Source organism: Leifsonia shinshuensis (assembly GCF_022606355.1).
Classification (GTDB): Bacteria; Actinomycetota; Actinomycetes; order Actinomycetales; family Microbacteriaceae; genus Leifsonia; species Leifsonia shinshuensis_B.
The window spans coordinates 617,870-635,925 of the sequence record NZ_JAHHZQ010000001.1; the positions used below are offsets into that span (position 1 = coordinate 617,870).

General features: G+C 71.6%; 15 protein-coding genes. All 15 read right to left on the reverse strand.

What is annotated here, in order from left to right:
* Positions 1 to 22: 22 nt before the first annotated feature.
* Positions 23 to 682, reverse strand: coding sequence for a ribulose-phosphate 3-epimerase (gene rpe, locus KNO15_RS03030; protein WP_241701973.1), 660 nt, complete (start codon positions 680 to 682; stop codon positions 23 to 25).
* A 67-nt stretch (positions 683 to 749) separates the two neighbouring features.
* A complete protein-coding gene (locus KNO15_RS03035; protein WP_241701974.1) occupies positions 750 to 2,126 on the reverse strand; it encodes an RsmB/NOP family class I SAM-dependent RNA methyltransferase in 1,377 nt (458 codons plus the stop codon).
* Positions 2,123 to 3,031, reverse strand: coding sequence for a methionyl-tRNA formyltransferase (fmt, locus tag KNO15_RS03040; RefSeq protein ID WP_241701975.1), 909 nt, complete (start codon positions 3,029 to 3,031; stop codon positions 2,123 to 2,125). Before fmt ends, KNO15_RS03035 begins: the two co-directional genes overlap by 4 nt.
* A 130-nt stretch (positions 3,032 to 3,161) precedes the next feature.
* The gene (locus tag KNO15_RS03045; RefSeq protein WP_241701976.1) at positions 3,162 to 5,186 is read right to left on the reverse strand and encodes a primosomal protein N'; all 2,025 of its coding nucleotides are present in this window, start codon (positions 5,184 to 5,186) and stop codon (positions 3,162 to 3,164) included.
* A gap of 1 nt (position 5,187) precedes the next feature.
* Positions 5,188 to 6,381: a methionine adenosyltransferase gene (gene metK, locus KNO15_RS03050; protein WP_241701977.1), complete on the reverse strand. Its 1,194-nt coding sequence runs from the start codon at positions 6,379 to 6,381 to the stop codon at positions 5,188 to 5,190.
* Positions 6,382 to 6,437: 56 nt separating this feature from the next.
* A complete protein-coding gene (locus tag KNO15_RS03055; RefSeq protein WP_241702672.1) occupies positions 6,438 to 7,721 on the reverse strand; it encodes a bifunctional phosphopantothenoylcysteine decarboxylase/phosphopantothenate synthase in 1,284 nt (427 codons plus the stop codon).
* A 160-nt stretch (positions 7,722 to 7,881) separates the two neighbouring features.
* Positions 7,882 to 8,142 carry a DNA-directed RNA polymerase subunit omega gene (rpoZ, locus tag KNO15_RS03060; protein WP_055915880.1) on the reverse strand — a complete coding sequence of 87 codons (261 nt, stop codon included), beginning with the start codon at positions 8,140 to 8,142 and terminating at the stop codon, positions 7,882 to 7,884.
* Positions 8,143 to 8,249: 107 nt separating this feature from the next.
* Complete coding sequence (gene gmk / locus KNO15_RS03065; RefSeq protein ID WP_241701978.1) at positions 8,250 to 9,197, reverse strand: guanylate kinase; 948 nt, start codon at positions 9,195 to 9,197, stop codon at positions 8,250 to 8,252.
* Complete coding sequence (pyrF, locus tag KNO15_RS03070; protein WP_308220418.1) at positions 9,190 to 10,071, reverse strand: orotidine-5'-phosphate decarboxylase; 882 nt, start codon at positions 10,069 to 10,071, stop codon at positions 9,190 to 9,192. The genes gmk and pyrF overlap by 8 nt, the downstream gene beginning before the upstream one ends.
* Complete coding sequence (gene carB, locus KNO15_RS03075) at positions 10,068 to 13,349, reverse strand: carbamoyl-phosphate synthase large subunit (RefSeq protein WP_241701979.1); 3,282 nt, start codon at positions 13,347 to 13,349, stop codon at positions 10,068 to 10,070. The genes pyrF and carB overlap by 4 nt, the downstream gene beginning before the upstream one ends.
* Positions 13,349 to 14,566 carry a glutamine-hydrolyzing carbamoyl-phosphate synthase small subunit gene (carA, locus tag KNO15_RS03080; protein WP_241701980.1) on the reverse strand — a complete coding sequence of 406 codons (1,218 nt, stop codon included), beginning with the start codon at positions 14,564 to 14,566 and terminating at the stop codon, positions 13,349 to 13,351. The genes carB and carA overlap by 1 nt, the downstream gene beginning before the upstream one ends.
* Position 14,567: 1 nt before the next feature.
* Complete coding sequence (locus KNO15_RS03085) at positions 14,568 to 15,095, reverse strand: PH-like domain-containing protein (protein ID WP_241701981.1); 528 nt, start codon at positions 15,093 to 15,095, stop codon at positions 14,568 to 14,570.
* Positions 15,088 to 16,431, reverse strand: coding sequence for a dihydroorotase (locus tag KNO15_RS03090; RefSeq protein ID WP_374113136.1), 1,344 nt, complete (start codon positions 16,429 to 16,431; stop codon positions 15,088 to 15,090). The genes KNO15_RS03085 and KNO15_RS03090 overlap by 8 nt, the downstream gene beginning before the upstream one ends.
* Positions 16,428 to 17,417, reverse strand: a complete 990-nt coding sequence (locus KNO15_RS03095; RefSeq protein WP_241701983.1) for an aspartate carbamoyltransferase catalytic subunit — start codon at positions 17,415 to 17,417, stop codon at positions 16,428 to 16,430. Before KNO15_RS03095 ends, KNO15_RS03090 begins: the two co-directional genes overlap by 4 nt.
* On the reverse strand, positions 17,414 to 18,022 hold the full coding sequence (gene pyrR, locus KNO15_RS03100) for a bifunctional pyr operon transcriptional regulator/uracil phosphoribosyltransferase PyrR (protein ID WP_241701984.1): 609 nt from the start codon (positions 18,020 to 18,022) through the stop codon (positions 17,414 to 17,416). Before pyrR ends, KNO15_RS03095 begins: the two co-directional genes overlap by 4 nt.
* Positions 18,023 to 18,056: the final 34 nt, after the last annotated feature.

The following is an 18,056-nucleotide window of genomic DNA, read 5'->3' on the forward strand; positions in this document are numbered from 1 at the left end:
GCGGGCGCCGGGTGCCAGCAGGTCAGTGCGTGTGGGCCGCGACCGCGGCCCGCAGCCCGGCGATCCGCTCGGCCGGTTCGCCGCGGAACACGCTGGAGCCCGCGACGAAGGTGTCTGCACCGTTCTCGGCGGCCGTGACGATGGTCTCCTCGGTGATCCCGCCGTCGACCTGCAGCCAGACGTCGAGGCCCCGTGCTTCGACGGCCTCCCGGAGCGCACGCAGTTTGGGCATCGTCTCGACCATGAACGACTGGCCGCCGAAGCCCGGTTCGACGGTCATCACGAGCACCTGGTCGAACTCGGCGAGCAGGTCGAGGTAGCCGTCGACCGCAGTGCCCGGCTTCAGGGCGATGCCCGCCCGTGCACCGAGGGCACGCAGTCGTCGGGCGAGCGCCACCGGGTCGGCCGCGGCCTCTGCGTGGAACGTCACGGAGAACGCGCCCAGCTCCGCGTAGCCGGGAGCCCAGCGATCGGGGTCGTCGATCATCAGGTGCACATCGAGCGGGATCGGGCTGACGTCCTGGATGCGCCCCACCATCTGCGGGCCGAACGTGAGGTTCGGGACGAAGTGGTTGTCCATCACGTCCACGTGCACCAGGTCGGCAGTGGCGATGCTCCCGAGATCGCGCTCCAGGTTCACGAAGTCGGCAGCCAGGATGCTCGGGTTGATACGCGTCGCCATGAGCACCAGCCTATTGGGCGGGCGGCCCTCCCGAGGTCGCAGCGATCGCGACGCCGCACGGCGGGTGCTACCCGGCGACCTTCTCGAGCACGGCGATGAACATGGCGTCGGTCAGGTGGCGATGCGGCCAGAGCTGGACCAGCTGCGGGTCTCCCGCCAGGTCGAGCCGCTCGTTCGCGACCGACTGCACGATCTCTGCGCTCTCGCCGAGCCTGAGCACGCCGCGATGACGGTCGAGAGCGTCCGCGACCACCGAGCGGGTCTCGGCCAGGTGCGGCGAGCACGTCACGTAGACGAGCAGGCCGCCCGGCTTCAATGCCTCGACGGCGGAGTCGAGCAGGCGCGCCTGCAGGGTGGTCAGCTCGGCGACGTCCCTGGGCGTCTTGCGCCAGCGCGCCTCCGGGCGGCGGCGCAGTGCGCCGAGTCCGGTGCACGGCGCGTCGAGCAGGATGCGGTCGAAGGACTCCGGCTCGCCGCGTCCGACCTCGAGGCCGTCGCGCTCCCACACCGGCACGTCGAGCGGGACGGCGGCGAGCGCCCGGCGTACCAGCTCGGCACGTGCCGGCACCACCTCGTTCGCGACCAGGCTCGCCCCGCCCGCGAGCGCCTCGGCGGCGAGCAGCGCGGCCTTGCCACCCGGCCCGGCACAGAGGTCGAGCCAGCGTTCGCCGTCCTCGATCGGCCGAGCGCGGGTCAGCGCGAGCGCCGCGAGCTGCGACCCCTCGTCCTGCACCCGCAAGCGACCCTCCGCCTCGGTCACCAGACCCTGCGGATCTCCCCCGCCCGCCGTGAAGCCGACGGGCGAGAAGCGGTCGGGGCGTGTGCCGCTTGGCGGCTCGGCCAGACCGGGCAGCGCCACGAGGTTGACGCGCGGCGCGGCGTTGTCCGCCTCCAGCAGTGCCTCCAGCTCCTCCCCGCGGCCCTCCGCCTCCAGAGACCGATGGAAGGCCCGGACGATCCACGCCGGGTGGGAGGTGATGGCGGCGAAACGCTCGTCTTCGTTCTTCGCGTCCGCCAGCACCCGCTCGCGCCACTGCTCCGGCGTCGACCGGCCGATCTCGCGGAGCACGCCGTTGACGAAACCCGTGCCCGAGCGGCTGCCGACCTGTCGTGCGAGAGCGACCGACTCGTTGACCGCTGCGTGCGACGGCACGCGGGTCGACAGCAGCTGGTGGGCGCCCAGCCGGAGGACGTCGAGCAGTGGAGGGTCGATCCGGTCGACGGGGCGCCCCGCCGCCCGGGCGATGACCCGGTCGTAGTAGCCCTGCATCCGCAGGGTGCCGTAGGTCAGCTCCGTGGCGAGCGCCGCGTCGGCCGGCGAGAGCCCCGCTCGCGCGATGCGGCCGGGCAGCAGGAGGTTCGCGTACGCGTCGGACTCCCGCACCGCGGAGAGCACGTCGTACGCGACCCGGCGGGAGGGCTGGACCCTGGTCCGGTCGTTCACGAGAACACCACCGATCCCCCGGCGCCGCGCCACCAGTCGGCGGCCGCCATGGCGCGTCTGCCCGCCGGCTGCACGGTGACGAGCTCCAGCGGCGTGGTGCCGGTGCCGACCTCGATTCGGCCATCGACCTCGGCGACCACGCCGGGCGGCAGCGACAGGCCCCCGGCGGGACGCGCGGCGTGGACCTTGAACCGCTCGCCGTCGAGCAGGAGCCACGCGCCGGGCTCCGGCGTGACACCGCGCAGTCGCGCGTAGACCTCGTCGACGGACAGGGTCAGGTCGAGTCGGGCGTCGTCGATCGTGAGCTTGGGCGCGAGGACCGGGTCTCCGCTCTGCGGCACCGCGACGGCCGTCCCGTCGGCGATCGCAGCCACGGTGTCGGCGAGCAGCTCGGCCCCCTCGGCCGCCAGGTTGTCGAGGAGCTCCCCCGCGGTGGCATCGGCCGGGATCGGGTGCCGCAGCTGCGCGAGGACATCGCCCGCGTCGAGCCCGGGGACCAGCTGGAACACGGCGGCCCCGGTCTCAGCGTCGCCGGCCATCACGGCCCTTTGCACGGGAGCAGCGCCCCGCCACCGCGGCAGCAGGGAGAAGTGCAGGTTGACCCAGCCCAGCCGCGGCGTCGAGAGCAGAGGCTCACGCACCAACCCGCCGTAGGCGACGATGACGCCGAGGTCCGGCTGCAGGCGGACGACCTGCTCGGTGACGTCCTCCCCCAGCCGGTTCGCCTTGATGACGGGGAGGTCGAGGTCGGCCGCGGCCGCCGCGACCGGCGACGGGGTGAGCACCCGTTTGCGGCCGAGCGGGGCGTCGTCGCGCGTGATGACGGCGGCGAGCTCGAAGCGATCGGCGAGGACGGTCAGAGAGGGGACGGCGACGGCGGGCGTGCCGGCGAAGACGAGTCGCATAGCAAGGTTCTTTCGGTCTGGTCAGCCACCGAGTCTACCTGCGCTCGTCGCTCCCGCTCCCGCCCAGGGGCACGTTGTTGTCGCTTTCGGGCGCTGAAAGTGACAGCGACGTGCCCCTCGGCAGGTGCGGTCAGAGGATCTCGGGGTCGTCGAAGCGGACGCGGAGGGTGGGCGCCGGGCGGTAGCCGGGACGGCCTCCCGGAGCCCTGCGCCGCTGTGTCGCGTTGCGCACCACCGCAGCGCGCACGGCCGCTGCGACGTCGGCGCCGCGCGCGTACTCGAACCGGAGGATGGCGCGCACCACCTTCTCGTCCACTTCGACCGGGCCGAGGACGTCGAGCAGGAGGCCGGGATCCACTGCCTCCAGCACGCCGCGAACGGCACCCTCGGCACCGGTGACGGAGGCGAGCCGCACGGCGGGCGGGAAACGCAGCTGACGCCGGTCGGCCAGCTCCTCGCGGGCGAAATCGACGAGGCGATCGGTCGCGAAATCCCGCGCGAGATCGCCGGAGACGCCCACCAGCACGGTCGGCGCGCCGGGTGCGGCCAGCACCGACGCACTGGTCCACCAGCGCAGGCAGTCCTCCGCGACGTGGAGCGTCTCCCTGGCGAGCATGCGCTCGCCGTCGAGCAGGAGCACGGCCTGGTACCCGCCGTCGGCGATCGGCTCGGCCCCGCGGGTGGCGACGACGAGGGCGGGCGCAGGCCCGACGCGCAGCACGGGATGGTCGCCGTCGGCGAGGATCACCCGCGTTCCCGGGAAGGCACGTCCCAGTTCCTCGGCCGTGCGGCCGGAGCCCGGCGTCACCATGCGCAGCTTCGTGTGCTCGCACCGCGTGCAGCTCCAGTCGGTCGCCAGCGCGCCGCACCAGCCGCACGACGGGGTCGCGCCGGCGCGTCCCTGACCGAGCGGTCCGGAGCACCTCGCGCAGCGCGCGGCCTGGCCGCAGTGCGCACAGGAGAGCACCGGCAGATAGCCGGGACGGGCGACCTGTACCAGCACCGGTCCCGGCGGCCTGCCGCTCTCACCGGAGAGGGCCTCGCGTGCCGCCCGCCACGCGGACGACGGGATGCGCGCTGCACGCGCCGCCGGCTCGGACGCGCTCTGGTTGGCGGTCAGAACGACCTTGGGAGAGAAGGCACGCTCGGGGCCGACATCACGCAGCCAGCCGAGTTCGACCAGACGCTGCGCCTCCACGCTGCGCACGAGGCCGCTCACGACGAGAGCGCAGCCCTCGAGCTCCTGGCGGACCAGCGCGGCGTCTCTGGCGTGCACATAGGGGCTGAGCGGCTCCGCCAGCAGCGGGTCGCTGTCCTCCCAGACCACGAGGAGGCCCAGCCGGGGCGCAGGCGCGTAGACCACTGAGCGGTTCCCGATCACGATGCGCGGGCCGGACAGGGCTGCGAGGAAGCCCTTGTAGCGGTCGGGGTTCGACTGCGAGGCGTCCGCGCGCACCACGGCGCTCGCGGGCGCGATCGCCGCCAGCGCCGCCGCCAGCTGCTCCAGGTCGCGGTGATCGGGTACGGCGACGATCGCCGTCGCGCCGTTGCGCCAGGTCGCGGTGGCGAGCGCCGCCAGAGTGACGGCCCACTCCCCGACCCAGGTGCCGTCGGGGAGGCGGCTGAGGCGCGGGATCGGCCGTAGCGCCAGGCGCTCCCCCGCCGCGACCGCCGCCTCCAGGGCGCCGGCGGGGTAGCCGCGCACCGGGAAAGGCGTCGCCTCGGTCGGTGGCTCCGCCCGGGTCGAGGGTCGATCGCTGGAGGCGTCGCCGGCTTGCTCCTGAGCGGCGAGCCACGCCTTCTCGACCCGCACCATGCGCCCGGGAACGGCCAGTCGCAGGATGTCGCTCGCCGTCCCCGCGCTCCGATCGGCGAGCCGGCGGGCGAGGCGCCACACCGGTTCGGTCAGGACCGGCACCGGGGAGACGACCGCCTCGATCGCACTCAAGGTGCCGGAGAACGCCGCATCCGGTTCCGCGAGCTCGACGACGAATCCGTCGGCGACGCGTCCGGCCGACCGCAGCGGAACGCGCACGCGCACGCCCGGCCGAACCTGCCCGGAGAGCTCCGCGGGCACGCTGTAGTCGAACAGGTGGTCGAGCTGCGGCAGCGGCGAGTCGAGGACGACACGAGCGACCGTCGCGGCCGCCCCCACGCTAGAGCCCTGCGGCGGAGCGCAGGTCGTCGACGCGGTCCAGCCGCTCCCAGGTGAAGTCGGGGAGATCGCGGCCGAAGTGGCCGTAGGTCGCCGTCTGCGCGTAGATCGGCCGGAGCAGGTCGAGGTCGCGCACGATGGCGGCAGGGCGCAGGTCGAACACCTCGCGGATCGCACGGATGATGCGCTCGTCGGGGACGGTTCCCGTGCCGAAGGTCTCCACGTAGAGGCCGACAGGTGCCGCCTTGCCGATCGCGTACGCCACCTGCACCTCGAGGCGGTCGGCGAGGCCGGCCGCCACGGCGTTCTTGGCGACCCAGCGCATGGCGTAGGCCGCAGAGCGGTCGACCTTCGACGGGTCCTTGCCCGAGAAGGCTCCACCGCCGTGCCGGCTCGCGCCGCCGTAGGTGTCGACGATGATCTTGCGGCCGGTAAGGCCGGCGTCGCCCTTGGGGCCGCCGATCTCGAATCGCCCGGTCGGGTTGATGAGCGTGCGGATGCGGGCGGTCTCGAGCCCGGCGGCGTGCATGACCGGCGCGATGACCTCCTCGACGACCTCGGCCTGAAGCTGCTCGCTGGAGACGTGGGGCGCGTGCTGGGTGGAGAGCACGACGGTCTCGACCGAGCGCGGCGTGTAGCCCTCGTAGCCGATCGTCACCTGGGTCTTGCCGTCGGGCCGAAGGTAGTCGAGCGTGCCGTCTTTGCGCACGGCGGCGAGGCGTTCTGCCAGCCGATGGGCCAGCCAGATCGGCAGCGGCATGTACTGCGGGGTCTCGGTGGTGGCGAAGCCGAACATGATGCCCTGATCGCCGGCTCCCTGCCGGTCGAGGTCGTCGATGCTCTGCTCGGCGCGCGACTCGAGCGCGTTGTCGACGCCCTGCGCGATGTCGGGCGACTGGGCGCCGATCGAGACGGAGACACCGCACTGGGTGCCGTCGAAGCTGACGTCGGACGAGTCGTAGCCGATCTCGACGATCTTCTCGCGCACGAGCGCCGGGATCTCGACGTACCCCTTGGTCGTGACCTCGCCCGCGACGTGCACGAGCCCCGTCGTCACGAGCGTCTCGACCGCGACGCGGCTGTGCGGGTCGACCGCGATCAGGGCGTCGAGGATGCTGTCCGAGATCTGGTCGCAGATCTTGTCCGGGTGCCCCTCGGTGACGGACTCGGACGTGAAGAGACGCAGATCTGTCATTGTTCTCCTTGATCGCGGCGCGGAGTGAGCCCGGGATGCCGTGGCCCGGTCGTCGATTACACGACGACGTCGAGGATACGGTCGGCCACCGACAGCTTGCTCCCCGAGGCCTCCATCACTATATCGCCGCCCTTGCGGAGCACCACGACCTCATTGCTCTCCGTTGCGAAACCCTGCTCCCAGCCCACCTGGTTGAGCACCAGGAAGTCGCTTCCCTTCGCGGCGAGCTTGGTGCGGCCCAGCTCGATCAGCGTGGACGGGTCCGGCTCGGTCTCCGCCGCGAACCCCACGACGACCTGCCCGTCGCGTCGTGTGGCGGAGAGCGCGGCGAGGATGTCGGGGTTGGCGACGAGCTCGATGCTCAGCGTGTCGCCGGCCTCGGACTTCTTGATCTTGGACTCGCGTGTCACCGCGGGCCGATAGTCGGCCACCGCGGCCGTCATCACGACGATGTCCGCCGAGCGGGCCGCCTCGGTCACGGCCTCCTGCAGCTCGAGAGCGGTCTGCACCTCGACCAGCTCCACGCCCTCCGGAGGATCGACCTCCAGGTGCGCGGCGATCAGCAGCACGTCGGCTCCGCGGGCCTGCGCCGCGGCGGCCACGGCGACGCCCTGGCGGCCGCTCGATCGGTTGCCGAGGAACCGCACGGGATCGAGCGGCTCCCTGGTGCCTCCCGCCGTCACGACGATGCGCTTGCCCGCGAGGTCGACGCCGCCGCGCGGCAGCCGGGACGCTTCGTTCGCACGCCGACGCTCCGAGAGCACGACGACGTCGGCCACCGGTTCGGGGACGGCGGAGACGGCGAGGCGAGGCGAGATGCCGGCGGCACGCAGTGCGGCACGCACGATCACGTCGGGCTCCTCGAGCCGGCCTGGGCCCGAATCGGCTCCGGTGAGCTGGCCGGAGGCCGGCCCGACGACGGTGACGCCGCGGCTGCGGAGCGTCGCGACGTTGGCCACCGTGGCCGGGTTGCGCCACATCTCGGTGTGCATCGCCGGCGCGACGACCAGCGGCGCCGTGGAGGCGAGGACGGTGTTGCCGAGCAGGTCGTCCGCGAGGCCGGCCGCCAGCTTGGCGAGGGTGTTGGCGGTCGCCGGCGCGATCACGATCAGATCGGCCGACTGACCGATGGCGACGTGCCGCACCTCGGCCACGCCCTCGTAGAGGTCGGTCGCCACCGGGTTGCGGCTGATCGCTTCGAGCGTCGGGCGGCCGACGAACCGCAGCGCAGCCTCCGTCGCGACGACGTGCACCGAATGCCCCTCGAGGACGAGCGCGCGGATGACGCCGACGGCCTTGTACGCGGCGATGCCGCCGGTCACTCCGACGACGATGGTCAATCGTGGGCTCACGGCGCCAGTCCTCTCGGTGGGCAGAGTTCCTCTATCGGTTGCCGGGGCTCCGGCTGCGATCGTGCGGCTGCGCTGGGCGGTGGTTCCTGGCGCTGATGCAGAACCGCTGGTTCAGCGGCTCTCAGGCTGCGGGGCTCGCTCTGCCCGCTTACTCCGCGGCGAGCGGCTTGATGACGAGCTTGTCCTCGTTGATCTCGTGCAGCGCCACCGACAGCGGCTTGTCGTCGACCGAGGAGTCGACCAGCGGCCCGACGTTGTCGAACAGGCTGCCCTCGTGCAGATCGGCGTAGTAGTCATTGATCTGACGCGCGCGCTTGGAGGCGAAGATGACGAGCGCGTACTTGGACTCGACGCGAGCCAGGAGGTCGTCGATCGGCGGGTCGATGATGCCGTTGTTGCTGGTTGCCATGCGGAAACCCTCTCTGTTCGTGCGTCCGGCTCGTGAGTGCGGAGCGCGGAGAACTTGCGGAAGACGCCGGATGCGGCGCGACGCTGTGTTTTCTGAGACTCGGTGGTCTACGGGCGCGACGGCGCCGCGCGGACATTCATCAAGTCTACGACCTCGCGAGCGGCCTCGGCGACCGTGTGGTTGACGACCCGGTAGTCGAACTCGTCCTGGGCGGCCAGCTCGACCTTCGCGGTCTCCAGACGACGCTGCTGCTCCGCCGAGTCCTCGGTGCCCCGGCCGATGAGCCGGCGCACCAGTTCCTCCCAGGTGGGAGGAAGCAGGAAGATGAGCCTGGCCTCCGGCATCGACTCGCGCACCTGACGCGCGCCCTGGAGGTCGATCTCGAGCAGCACGCTCCTGCCCTGCTCCAGCGCGTCCTCGATCGGGGCGCGCGGCGTGCCGTAGCGGTAGGCGTTGTGGACGGTCGCGTGCTCCAGCAGCTCGCCCTCGGCGATCATCCGGTCGAACTCGGCGTCGTCGACGAAGTAGTAGTTGACGCCGTCGACCTCGCCGGGTCGCGGTGCCCGGGTGGTCGCCGACACCGACAGGAGGACGTCGGGGTAGTTCTCGCGGATGTAGGTCGACACCGTGCCCTTGCCGACCGCGGTCGGCCCGGCGAGGACCACCAGCTGGTTGCGGCGGCGGCCGGCCTTGTTCTCGCGCTCGATCAGGAACTCGCGCAGCTTGAGACGCTGATGGCGGCCGAGGCCGCCGAGGCGCTTGGCCGGCGAGATCGCGAGCTTCTGCAGAGCCTCCTGCATCTTGGTCGTTCCGATCGCCGGAACACTGAGCAGGAACTCGGTCACGCGGAGTCGGCCCTCGACACCGTCGGGCGCGGCGGTCGCATGGTCGAGGACGACCAGCGGGGACACCTGGCGCGCGGCGATCGCGTTCTTCACGGCCGCGCGCGCACGGCGCGCCGCGACCGCAGCGGCCGACGCCGCCGCACGGTCCACCTCGGGCGGCGCCGGGCGGGGCGAGGCGGTGCGGATCGGCTCGGACCGGGGCTCAGCCATGGCTGGCGCGCACCTCCTCGGCGCGACGCGCGACGGCGGCGGCGAGCCGGTCGGGGCCGGCGCTCAGCAGGCCCCGGGATTCGCTCACGATCACGCCGGGCGCGAATGCGCCGAAGAGACGTCGGACGTCCTCCACCTTCGCGCCCTGGTGCCCGAAGCCGGGCGCGAGCACCGGGAAGGCGGGCTCGACGGCGACGGCCGTGTCGATGCCGTAGTCGCCGAGCACGACCGTGGCCCCGAGCACCAGGCCCACGGTGCCGAACGGATGCGGAGGCTGAGCCTGGTTGAACGCGTGCACGTCTTCGATGATCGCACGGGCGACGGTCCTCCCGGCACGGGGTCCGTCGGCGACGACCGCCTGCTGCACTGCCGCGGCCTCCGGATTGGAGGTCGCGGCGAGCACGAACAGTCCCTTCCCCGCTTCCTCCGCGAGCCGCATCGGCTCATCGAGCGAGGCGACGCCCTGGAACGCGGCGACCGTCAGCGCGTCGGCCTCGAGCGGCGAGCCGGGGGTGAGCCACGACTCCGCGTAGGCGGCGACGCTCGTTCCGATGTCGCCGCGCTTGGCGTCGGCGATCACGAGCAGGCCGGCTGCGCGCGCCGCGCGGACCACGTCCTCCAGCGCCGCGTAGCCGGCCGACCCGTAGCGCTCGAAGAACGCGACCTGCGGCTTGACGATTCCCGCCCGGCCGGCCACGGCCTCCACCACGCGGAGTCCGAACTCGCGCACGCCGTCGGCGGAGGCGGCCAGTCCCCAGTCCGCCAGCAGGTGCGCGTGCGGGTCGATGCCGACGCACAGGCGGCCCCGTTCGGCGAACACGCCGGCCAGGCGGTCGCCGAACGAGACGGCTGCGGTGCTCGCGCCGTCGGTCACGCGCGCGCGGCCCTCTGCAGCGCGTACTCCTGCAACGAAGTCACTTCGAAGCCCTCGCGGACCGCGTCGAGCGACGCCACGGCGGCGCTCAGCTCGGCGATCGTGGTGAACAAGGGCTTGTCGCCCGCCACCGCCGCCGCACGGATCTCGTACCCGTCCGCGCGCGCCGAGCGACCGCTCGGGGTGTTGATGACGACGTCCACCTCGTTGCGCGTGATCAGTCCGACGACCGACTCCTCCTCCGGGGCCTCGCTGAACTTGCGGACGACGCGTGCGGCGATGCCGTTGCGGTTCAGCACCTCGGCGGTTCCCTCGGTGGCGACGATGTCGTAGCCGAGCTGTTGCAGGCGGAGCACGGGGAGGACGATCGCACGCTTGTCGCGGTCGGACACCGAGACGAACACGGTGCCCCCCAGCGGCATGCCGCCGTAGGCCGCGGCCTGGCTCTTCGCGAACGCCGTCGGGAAGTCGCGGTCGATGCCCATGACCTCACCGGTCGAGCGCATCTCCGGGCCGAGCACGGAGTCGACGATCTTGCCCTCGCGGGTCCGGAAGCGCTTGAACGGGAGCACGGCCTCCTTGACGGCGACCGGCGAGTCCATCGGGATGACGGAGCCGTCGGTCTCGGGCAGGAGTCCCTCGGCGATCAGGCTGGCGACCGTGTCGCCGACCATGATCCGCGAGGCGGCCTTGGCGAGCGGGATGCCGAGCGCCTTCGAGACGAACGGGACGGTGCGCGATGCGCGCGGGTTGGCCTCCAGCACGTAGAGCACACCGGCGCCGATCGCGAACTGCACGTTGAGCAGGCCGCGGACGCCGATGCCCTCGGCGATCTTCAGCGTCGCCTCGCGCACCCGGTCGATCTCACGGCGCCCGAGCGTGATGGGCGGCAGGGTGCAGCTCGAGTCGCCGGAGTGGATTCCGGCCTCCTCGATGTGCTCCATCACACCGCCGATGTAGAGCCGCTCGCCGTCGAAGAGCGCGTCCACGTCGATCTCGATCGCGTCGTCGAGGAACCGGTCGACCAGCAGCGGGTGCGCGGGTCCGACGATGCCCTGACCGGCCACGCGCTCGAAGTAGTCCGCGAGCGAGGCAGTGTCGTAGACGATCTCCATGCCACGGCCGCCGAGCACGAAGCTCGGGCGCACCAGCACCGGGTAGCCGATCTGCTCGGCCGCGTGCGCGGCGCTCGGGAAGTCGACGGCGGTGCCGTTGCGCGGAGCGAGCAGGCCGGCGTTCTCGAGGATCTCGGCGAACAGGCCGCGCTCCTCCGCCAGGTCGATCGCCTCGGGGGTGGTGCCGAGGATCGGGACGCCGGCGGCCTCCAGCCCCTTGGCGAGACCGAGGGCGGTCTGGCCGCCCAGCTGCACGACGACGCCGACGAGCTCACCGGACTGCGACTCGGCGTGGATGACCTCCAGCACGTCCTCGAGCGTCAGCGGCTCGAAGTACAGGCGGTCGGAGGTGTCGTAGTCGGTCGACACGGTCTCCGGGTTGCAGTTGATCATGATCGTCTCGAACCCGGCGTCGTGCAGGGCGAACGATGCGTGCACGCACGAGTAGTCGAACTCGACGCCCTGGCCGATGCGGTTCGGGCCGGAGCCCAGGATGACCACCTTGCGGGAGTCGCTCGGCGCGACCTCCGTCTCCTCGTCGTAGCTCGAGTAGTGGTAGGGCGTGAGTGCGGGGAACTCGCCTGCGCAGGTGTCGACCGTCTTGTAGACCGGCCGCACACCCAGGATGTGGCGCACCTCGCGCACGTCCGCCTCGCCGAAGCCGCGCAGCTCGCCGATCTGGGCGTCGGAGAAGCCGTGGTCCTTCGCATAGCGGAGCGTGTCGGTGTCGAGGGTCTGGGCGTCGCGGATCTGCTCGGCGACCTCGTTGATGAGGACGATCTGGTCGATGAACCACGGGTCGATCTTGGTGGCCTCGAAGACCTGCTCCGGCGTCGCTCCCAGGCGCAGGGCCTGCTGCACGTCGACGATCCGGCCGTCGGTCGGCGTCGCGATCGACGCCAGCAGCTCCTCGACCGTGCGCGACTCGGCGCCCCAGTGGAACGAGGAGCCCCGCTTCTCCAGGGAGCGCAGCGCCTTCTGCAGCGCGCTGGTGAAGCTGCGGCCGATGGCCATCGCCTCGCCGACCGACTTCATGGTCGTGGTGAGCGTCGGGTCGGCGGCAGGGAACTTCTCGAACGCGAACCGCGGAACCTTGACGACCACATAGTCCAGCGTCGGCTCGAAGCTCGCCGGCGTGACCTTCGTGATGTCGTTGGGGATCTCGTCGAGTCGGTAGCCGATCGCGAGCTTGGCCGCGATCTTGGCGATCGGGAAACCGGTCGCCTTGGAGGCCAGCGCCGACGAGCGGGAGACGCGCGGGTTCATCTCGATGACGATGATGCGGCCGTTCTCCGGGTTGACCGCGAACTGGATGTTGCAGCCGCCGGTGTCGACGCCCACCGCGCGGATGATGTCGATGCCGATGTCGCGCAGCTTCTGGTACTCGCGGTCGGTGAGCGTGAGCGCCGGCGCGACCGTGATGGAGTCGCCGGTGTGCACGCCGACCGGGTCGACGTTCTCGATGGAGCAGACGACCACCGTGTTGTCGGAGGTGTCGCGCATCAGCTCGAGCTCGTACTCCTTCCAGCCGAGGATCGACTCCTCGAGCAGGACCTCGCTGGTCGGGCTCTGGTGGATGCCGTCGCCGGCGATCCGGCGCAGCTCGTCCGGCGTGTAGGCGAAGCCGGAGCCGAGGCCGCCCATCGTGAACGACGGGCGCACGACGAGCGGGTAGCCCAGGTCTTCCGCGTACTCCAGTGCTTCTTCGACGGAGTGCGCGATGTGCGAGCGGGCGACCTCCGCACCGGCCTCGATGACGAGGTCCTTGAAGATCTGCCGGTCCTCGCCCTTCTGGATGGCCTCGAACTTCGCGCCGATCAGCTCGACGCCGTACTTCTCGAGCACGCCGTGCTCGTGGAGCTGCATCGCGGCGTTGAGCGCGGTCTGGCCGCCCAGGGTCGGCAGGATGGCGTCCGGCTTCTCCTTCGCGATGATGGTCTCGATGACCTCCCAGGTGATCGGCTCGACGTACGTGGCGTCGGCGAAGTCGGGGTCGGTCATGATCGTGGCCGGGTTGGAGTTGACCAGGATGACGCGCACGCCCTCCTGCTTGAGCACCCGGCACGCCTGGGTGCCCGAGTAGTCGAACTCGCACGCCTGGCCGATGACGATCGGGCCGGACCCGATGACCAGGACGGAGTGGATGTCGTCGCGCTTGGGCATCAGTCGTTCTCCTGGGTGGTGTCGTTCGTGGCCTCGCCGGCGGGCTTCTGCGGCGCCGGGCTCGCGGCATCGCTGCGCGCTTCCCCTCGCTCCACCGCGCGGATCATCTCGAGGAACCGGTCGAAGAGATAATTCGCGTCGTGCGGGCCCGCCGCCGCCTCCGGGTGGTACTGCACGCTGAACGCGTTGATGTCGAGGCAGTTGAGACCCTCGACGACGTTGTCGTTGAGGCTGAAGTGGCTGACCTCCACCGTGCCGAATCCGGCGGGAGAGTCGAAGGTCGCGTCGATCGGCGCCTTGACCGCGAACCCGTGGTTCTGCGCCGTGATCTCCACGCGTCCCGTGCGCTTGTCGAGCACCGGCTGGTTGATGCCGCGGTGCCCGAACGGGAGCTTGTAGGTGGTGAGACCGAGCGCACGGCCGAGCAGCTGGTTGCCGAAGCAGATGCCGAAGTACGGCACGCCGGCGCGCAGCGTCTCCTGGAGCAGTGCGACGTGCTTGTCGGAGGCCTGCGGGTCGCCGGGGCCGTTCGAGAAGAACAGTGCGGACGGCTTGAGGCTGAGCACGTGCTCGGCGGTGACCTGCTGCGGGAGGACGTGGACGTCGAGTCCGCGGGCCGCGAGGTTCTCGAGGGTCGACCTCTTCACGCCCAGGTCGAGGACGGCCACGGAGCCGACGCGCTCACCGACCGCCTGGACGGTGTAGGGCTCGACGGTGGAGACCTCCGCAGACAGGTTGCGGCCGGACATCTTCGCGCCGGACAGTACCAGCTCAAGCTGCTCCGAGTCGCTCAGGCCGAAGTCGTCGCCCGAGAAGATCCCGGCGCGCATGGCGCCCGCCGACCGGATATGCCGGGTGACGGCACGGGTGTCGATGCCGCTGATGCCCACGACGCCCTGCTCGACGAGGTCGTCGTCGAGGCTGCGCTGCGCGCGGAAGTTGGAGACGACGCGGCTGGGCTCGCGGACGACGAAGCCGTCCACCCAGATCCGCCGGGACTCCATGTCCTCGTCGTTGGTGCCGGTGTTGCCGATGTGCGGCGCCGTCATCAGGACGATCTGGCCCGCGTAGGACGGGTCGGTCAGGGTCTCCTGGTAGCCGGTCATTCCGGTGGCGAAGACCGCCTCGCCGAGCGTGCGGCCACGGGCGCCGTAGGCCCTGCCCACATAGCGCTTCCCGTCTTCGAGGACGAGGACGGCAGGTTCTGCTGCGGCCACGTCACACCTCCCTTTCGGTGCTGTCGTCCGGCGTGCTGGCCGCCGGGATGATGTCTTCGACGGCCGAGGTCAACCGACCCCGGCCTGCCGGGTCCACGACCCGGAAGTAGCTGTCGGCGGCCGCGCCGCCGCTGGTCGTCCAGCCGAGGCGCAGGAGGCCGTCGCGCTCCACGACGCGGTCGATCGCGACCGTCGACGCGCCGATGCCGCTCAGGGCGCCCGCGGGGATGAACACGGGCTGCTCCCCCGTCACCCGCAGCTGCACACCGTCGCCCGAGACCTCGACAGTGCCCCTGCCGCGGTATGCGAGCCCGGGCAGCGCGAGGCGCTCCAGCGGCTCCCCCGCCGCTGTCGTCGCGACGTAGAGCACCTCGGCGGAGGCAGTCACGGCCGACACCGTGTCCGGCGACGGGTAGCCGCCTCCGGCCGGTGCGTCACGGCGTACGCGCCGGCGCCAGCCGACGATCGCGAGGACGAGCACGACGATGACGACGAGCAGGATGCCGATCGTCGGCAGGAGCTTATCCACGGGCCACCTCCAGCTGGTCGACGACCACGCCGTCGAGCACGGTCGCGTAGCCACGGTGGAACGTGGCGATCACGCGGCCGGGGAGCGTCCTGGACAGGTACGGCGAGTTGACGCCCTTGCCGGCGAGGTCGCCCGTCGAGAACACGCGCGATGCGGTCGGATCGTACAGGAACAGCTCCGCCGGCGCTCCGGCTTCGAGCGGGAGGCCGTGGCCCTCCAGCCGGCCGATCCGCGCGGGGGTCGACGAGAGCACGCGGGCGATGTCCCTCCAGTCGAGCAGTCCGGTGTCGACCACGGAGGCCTGGACGACCGACAGAGCCGACTCCAGGCCGACCATGCCGAACGCGGCGGCGTCCCACTCGCAGTCCTTCGCCTCGACCGGGTGCGGCGCGTGGTCGGTCGCGACGATGTCGATGGTGCCGTCGGCGAGGCCGGCGCGCAGCGCCTCCACGTCTTCGGCGCGGCGCAGCGGCGGATTGACCTTGTAGCGCGCGTCGTACCCCGCAGCGAGCTCCTCGGTCAGCAGCAGGTGGTGCGGTGTCACCTCGGCCGTGACGTCCACCCCGCGGGCCTTGGCCCAGCGGATGACGTCGACCGAGCCGGCCGTCGACACGTGGCAGACGTGCAGGCGCGAGCCGACGTGCTCGGCCAGGAGCACATCGCGGGCGATGATCGACTCCTCCGCCACGGCAGGCCAGCCGGTCAGTCCCAGCTCGCCGGACAGCGCGCCCTCGTTCATCTGCGCGCCCTCGGTGAGCCGGGGCTCCTGCGCGTGCTGGGCGATGACGCCGCCGAACGCCTTGACGTACTCGAGCGCGCGGCGCATCAGCAGCGGGTCGGAGACGCACTTGCCGTCGTCGGAGAACACCCGCACCCGCGCCCGCGAGTCCGCCATGGCCCCGAGCTCGGCCAGCCGCTCGCCCGCCAGCCCGACGGTCACCGCGCCGATCGGCTGCACGGTCGCGTAGCCGGCCGCCTCGCCGAGGCTGAGCACCTGCTCCACGACGCCGGCGGTGTCGGCGACCGGGGAGGTGTTCGCCATCGGGAAGACCGCAGTGAACCCTCCCGCCGCGGCCGCGCGCGTGCCGGTGAGCACGGTCTCGCTCTGCTCGTAGCCGGGCTCGCGCAGGTGCGTGTGCAGATCGACCAGCCCGGGCAGGGCGATCAGGCCGTCCGCGTCGATCACGGTGGCGCCGGCGACAGACGCCTCGGCGCCGGTCGCGGCGATCCTCCCAGCTGCGAGAAGGAGGTCGGTGCGGGTGCCGTCGGCCAGCGAGGCGCCCCTGATCAGGTACTGCTGGCTCACCTTGTCACTCCTGTACACACCGTCATTCATCGCGCACCGCCGTCCGCCGGCTCTTCTCTCGTCTTCTGGCCGTCCCGGTCGCCACCGGACAGCAGCAGGTACAGCGCCGCCATCCGCACAGACACACCGTTGGCGACCTGCTCCCGCACCGTCGACCGCGGCGAGTCGGCGGCTGCCGCCGAGATCTCCAGCCCGCGGTTCATGGGCCCGGGATGCATGACAATGCTATCCGCCCCGAGCCGGGCCAGTCGTTCCTCGTCGAGTCCCCAGCGCCGGGCGTACTCGCGCTCGGTCGGGAAGTAGGCGGCGTGCATGCGCTCGCCCTGGATGCGGAGCATCATCACCACGTCCGGCCGCGCGTCGATCGCGCTGTCCAGGTCGTAGCCGATGGTGGCCGGCCAGCCCGACACGTCCACCGGGAGCAGCGTCGGCGGAGCGACGAGCCTCACGTCGGCCCCGAGGGTCTGCAGCAGCCACACGTTCGAGCGGGCGACCCGCGAGTGCAGGATGTCGCCGACGATCGTGACGCTCACTCCGTCGAGGTCGCGGCCCCGCGAGCCGCGGCCGTGCAATCTGCGGCGCATCGTGAAGGCGTCCAGCAGCGCCTGCGTCGGGTGCTCGTGCATGCCGTCGCCCGCGTTCAGCACGCCGGCGTCGATCCAGCCGCTGGTCGCCAGCGTCTGCGGCGCACCGGAGGCGCTGTGCCGCACCACGACGGCGTCGGCGCCCATCGCGGCGAGCGTCTGGGCGGTGTCCTTGAGGCTCTCGCCCTTGGAGACGCTCGACCCCTTCGCCGAGAAGTTGATCACGTCGGCCGAGAGCCGCTTGGCCGCGGCCTCGAACGAGATGCGCGTGCGCGTCGAGTCTTCGAAGAAGAGGTTCACGACCGTCTTGCCGCGCAGTGTCGGGAGCTTCTTGACCTCCCGCTCCTGCACGTCGGCCATGTCCTCCGCGACGTCGAGCAGGGTGATGGCGTCGTCGCGCGACAGCGTCTTGGTGCTGAGCAGGTGCCTCATGCGCGGCCTCCGTCGTCCGTCGTGCCAGGTCCAGCGGTCGTGCCAGGTCCAGCGGTCGTGCCCGGCTCCTCGATCGTCACGGACTCCTCGCCGTCGACCTCGTCGAGTCGCACGAAGATGCGCTCGGACGCCGCCGACGGGAGGTTCTTGCCGACGAAGTCCGCGCGGATCGGGAGCTCCCGGTGCCCGCGGTCCACCAGCACGGCCAGTCGCACCGCCCGCGGTCTGCCCAGGTCGCTGAGCGCGTCGAGGGCCGCGCGGATCGTCCGGCCCGAGAACAGCACGTCGTCGACGAGGACGACGGTGCGTCCGTCGATCGGTCCCGGCAGCGCGGTGGGCTGGGGAGCCCTCGTGGGGTTCCGCGACAGGTCGTCGCGGTACATGGTCACGTCGAGCGCACCGACGATGTCGTCGGGCGATGCCACGGTCTGCGGCTCGATGCGCTGGATGTTCTCGGCGATCCGCCGGGCGAGCACGACGCCTCGCGTCGGGATCCCCAGGATCACCAGATCGTCGGTTCCGCGGTTGGACTCAAGGATCTCGTGGGAGATCCGAGTCAACGCCCGGGCGATGTCAGCCTGCTGCAGCACGGTACGCGCTGTCATGCCGACCTCCTTCCCCGCCTCACAGGACGGCTGT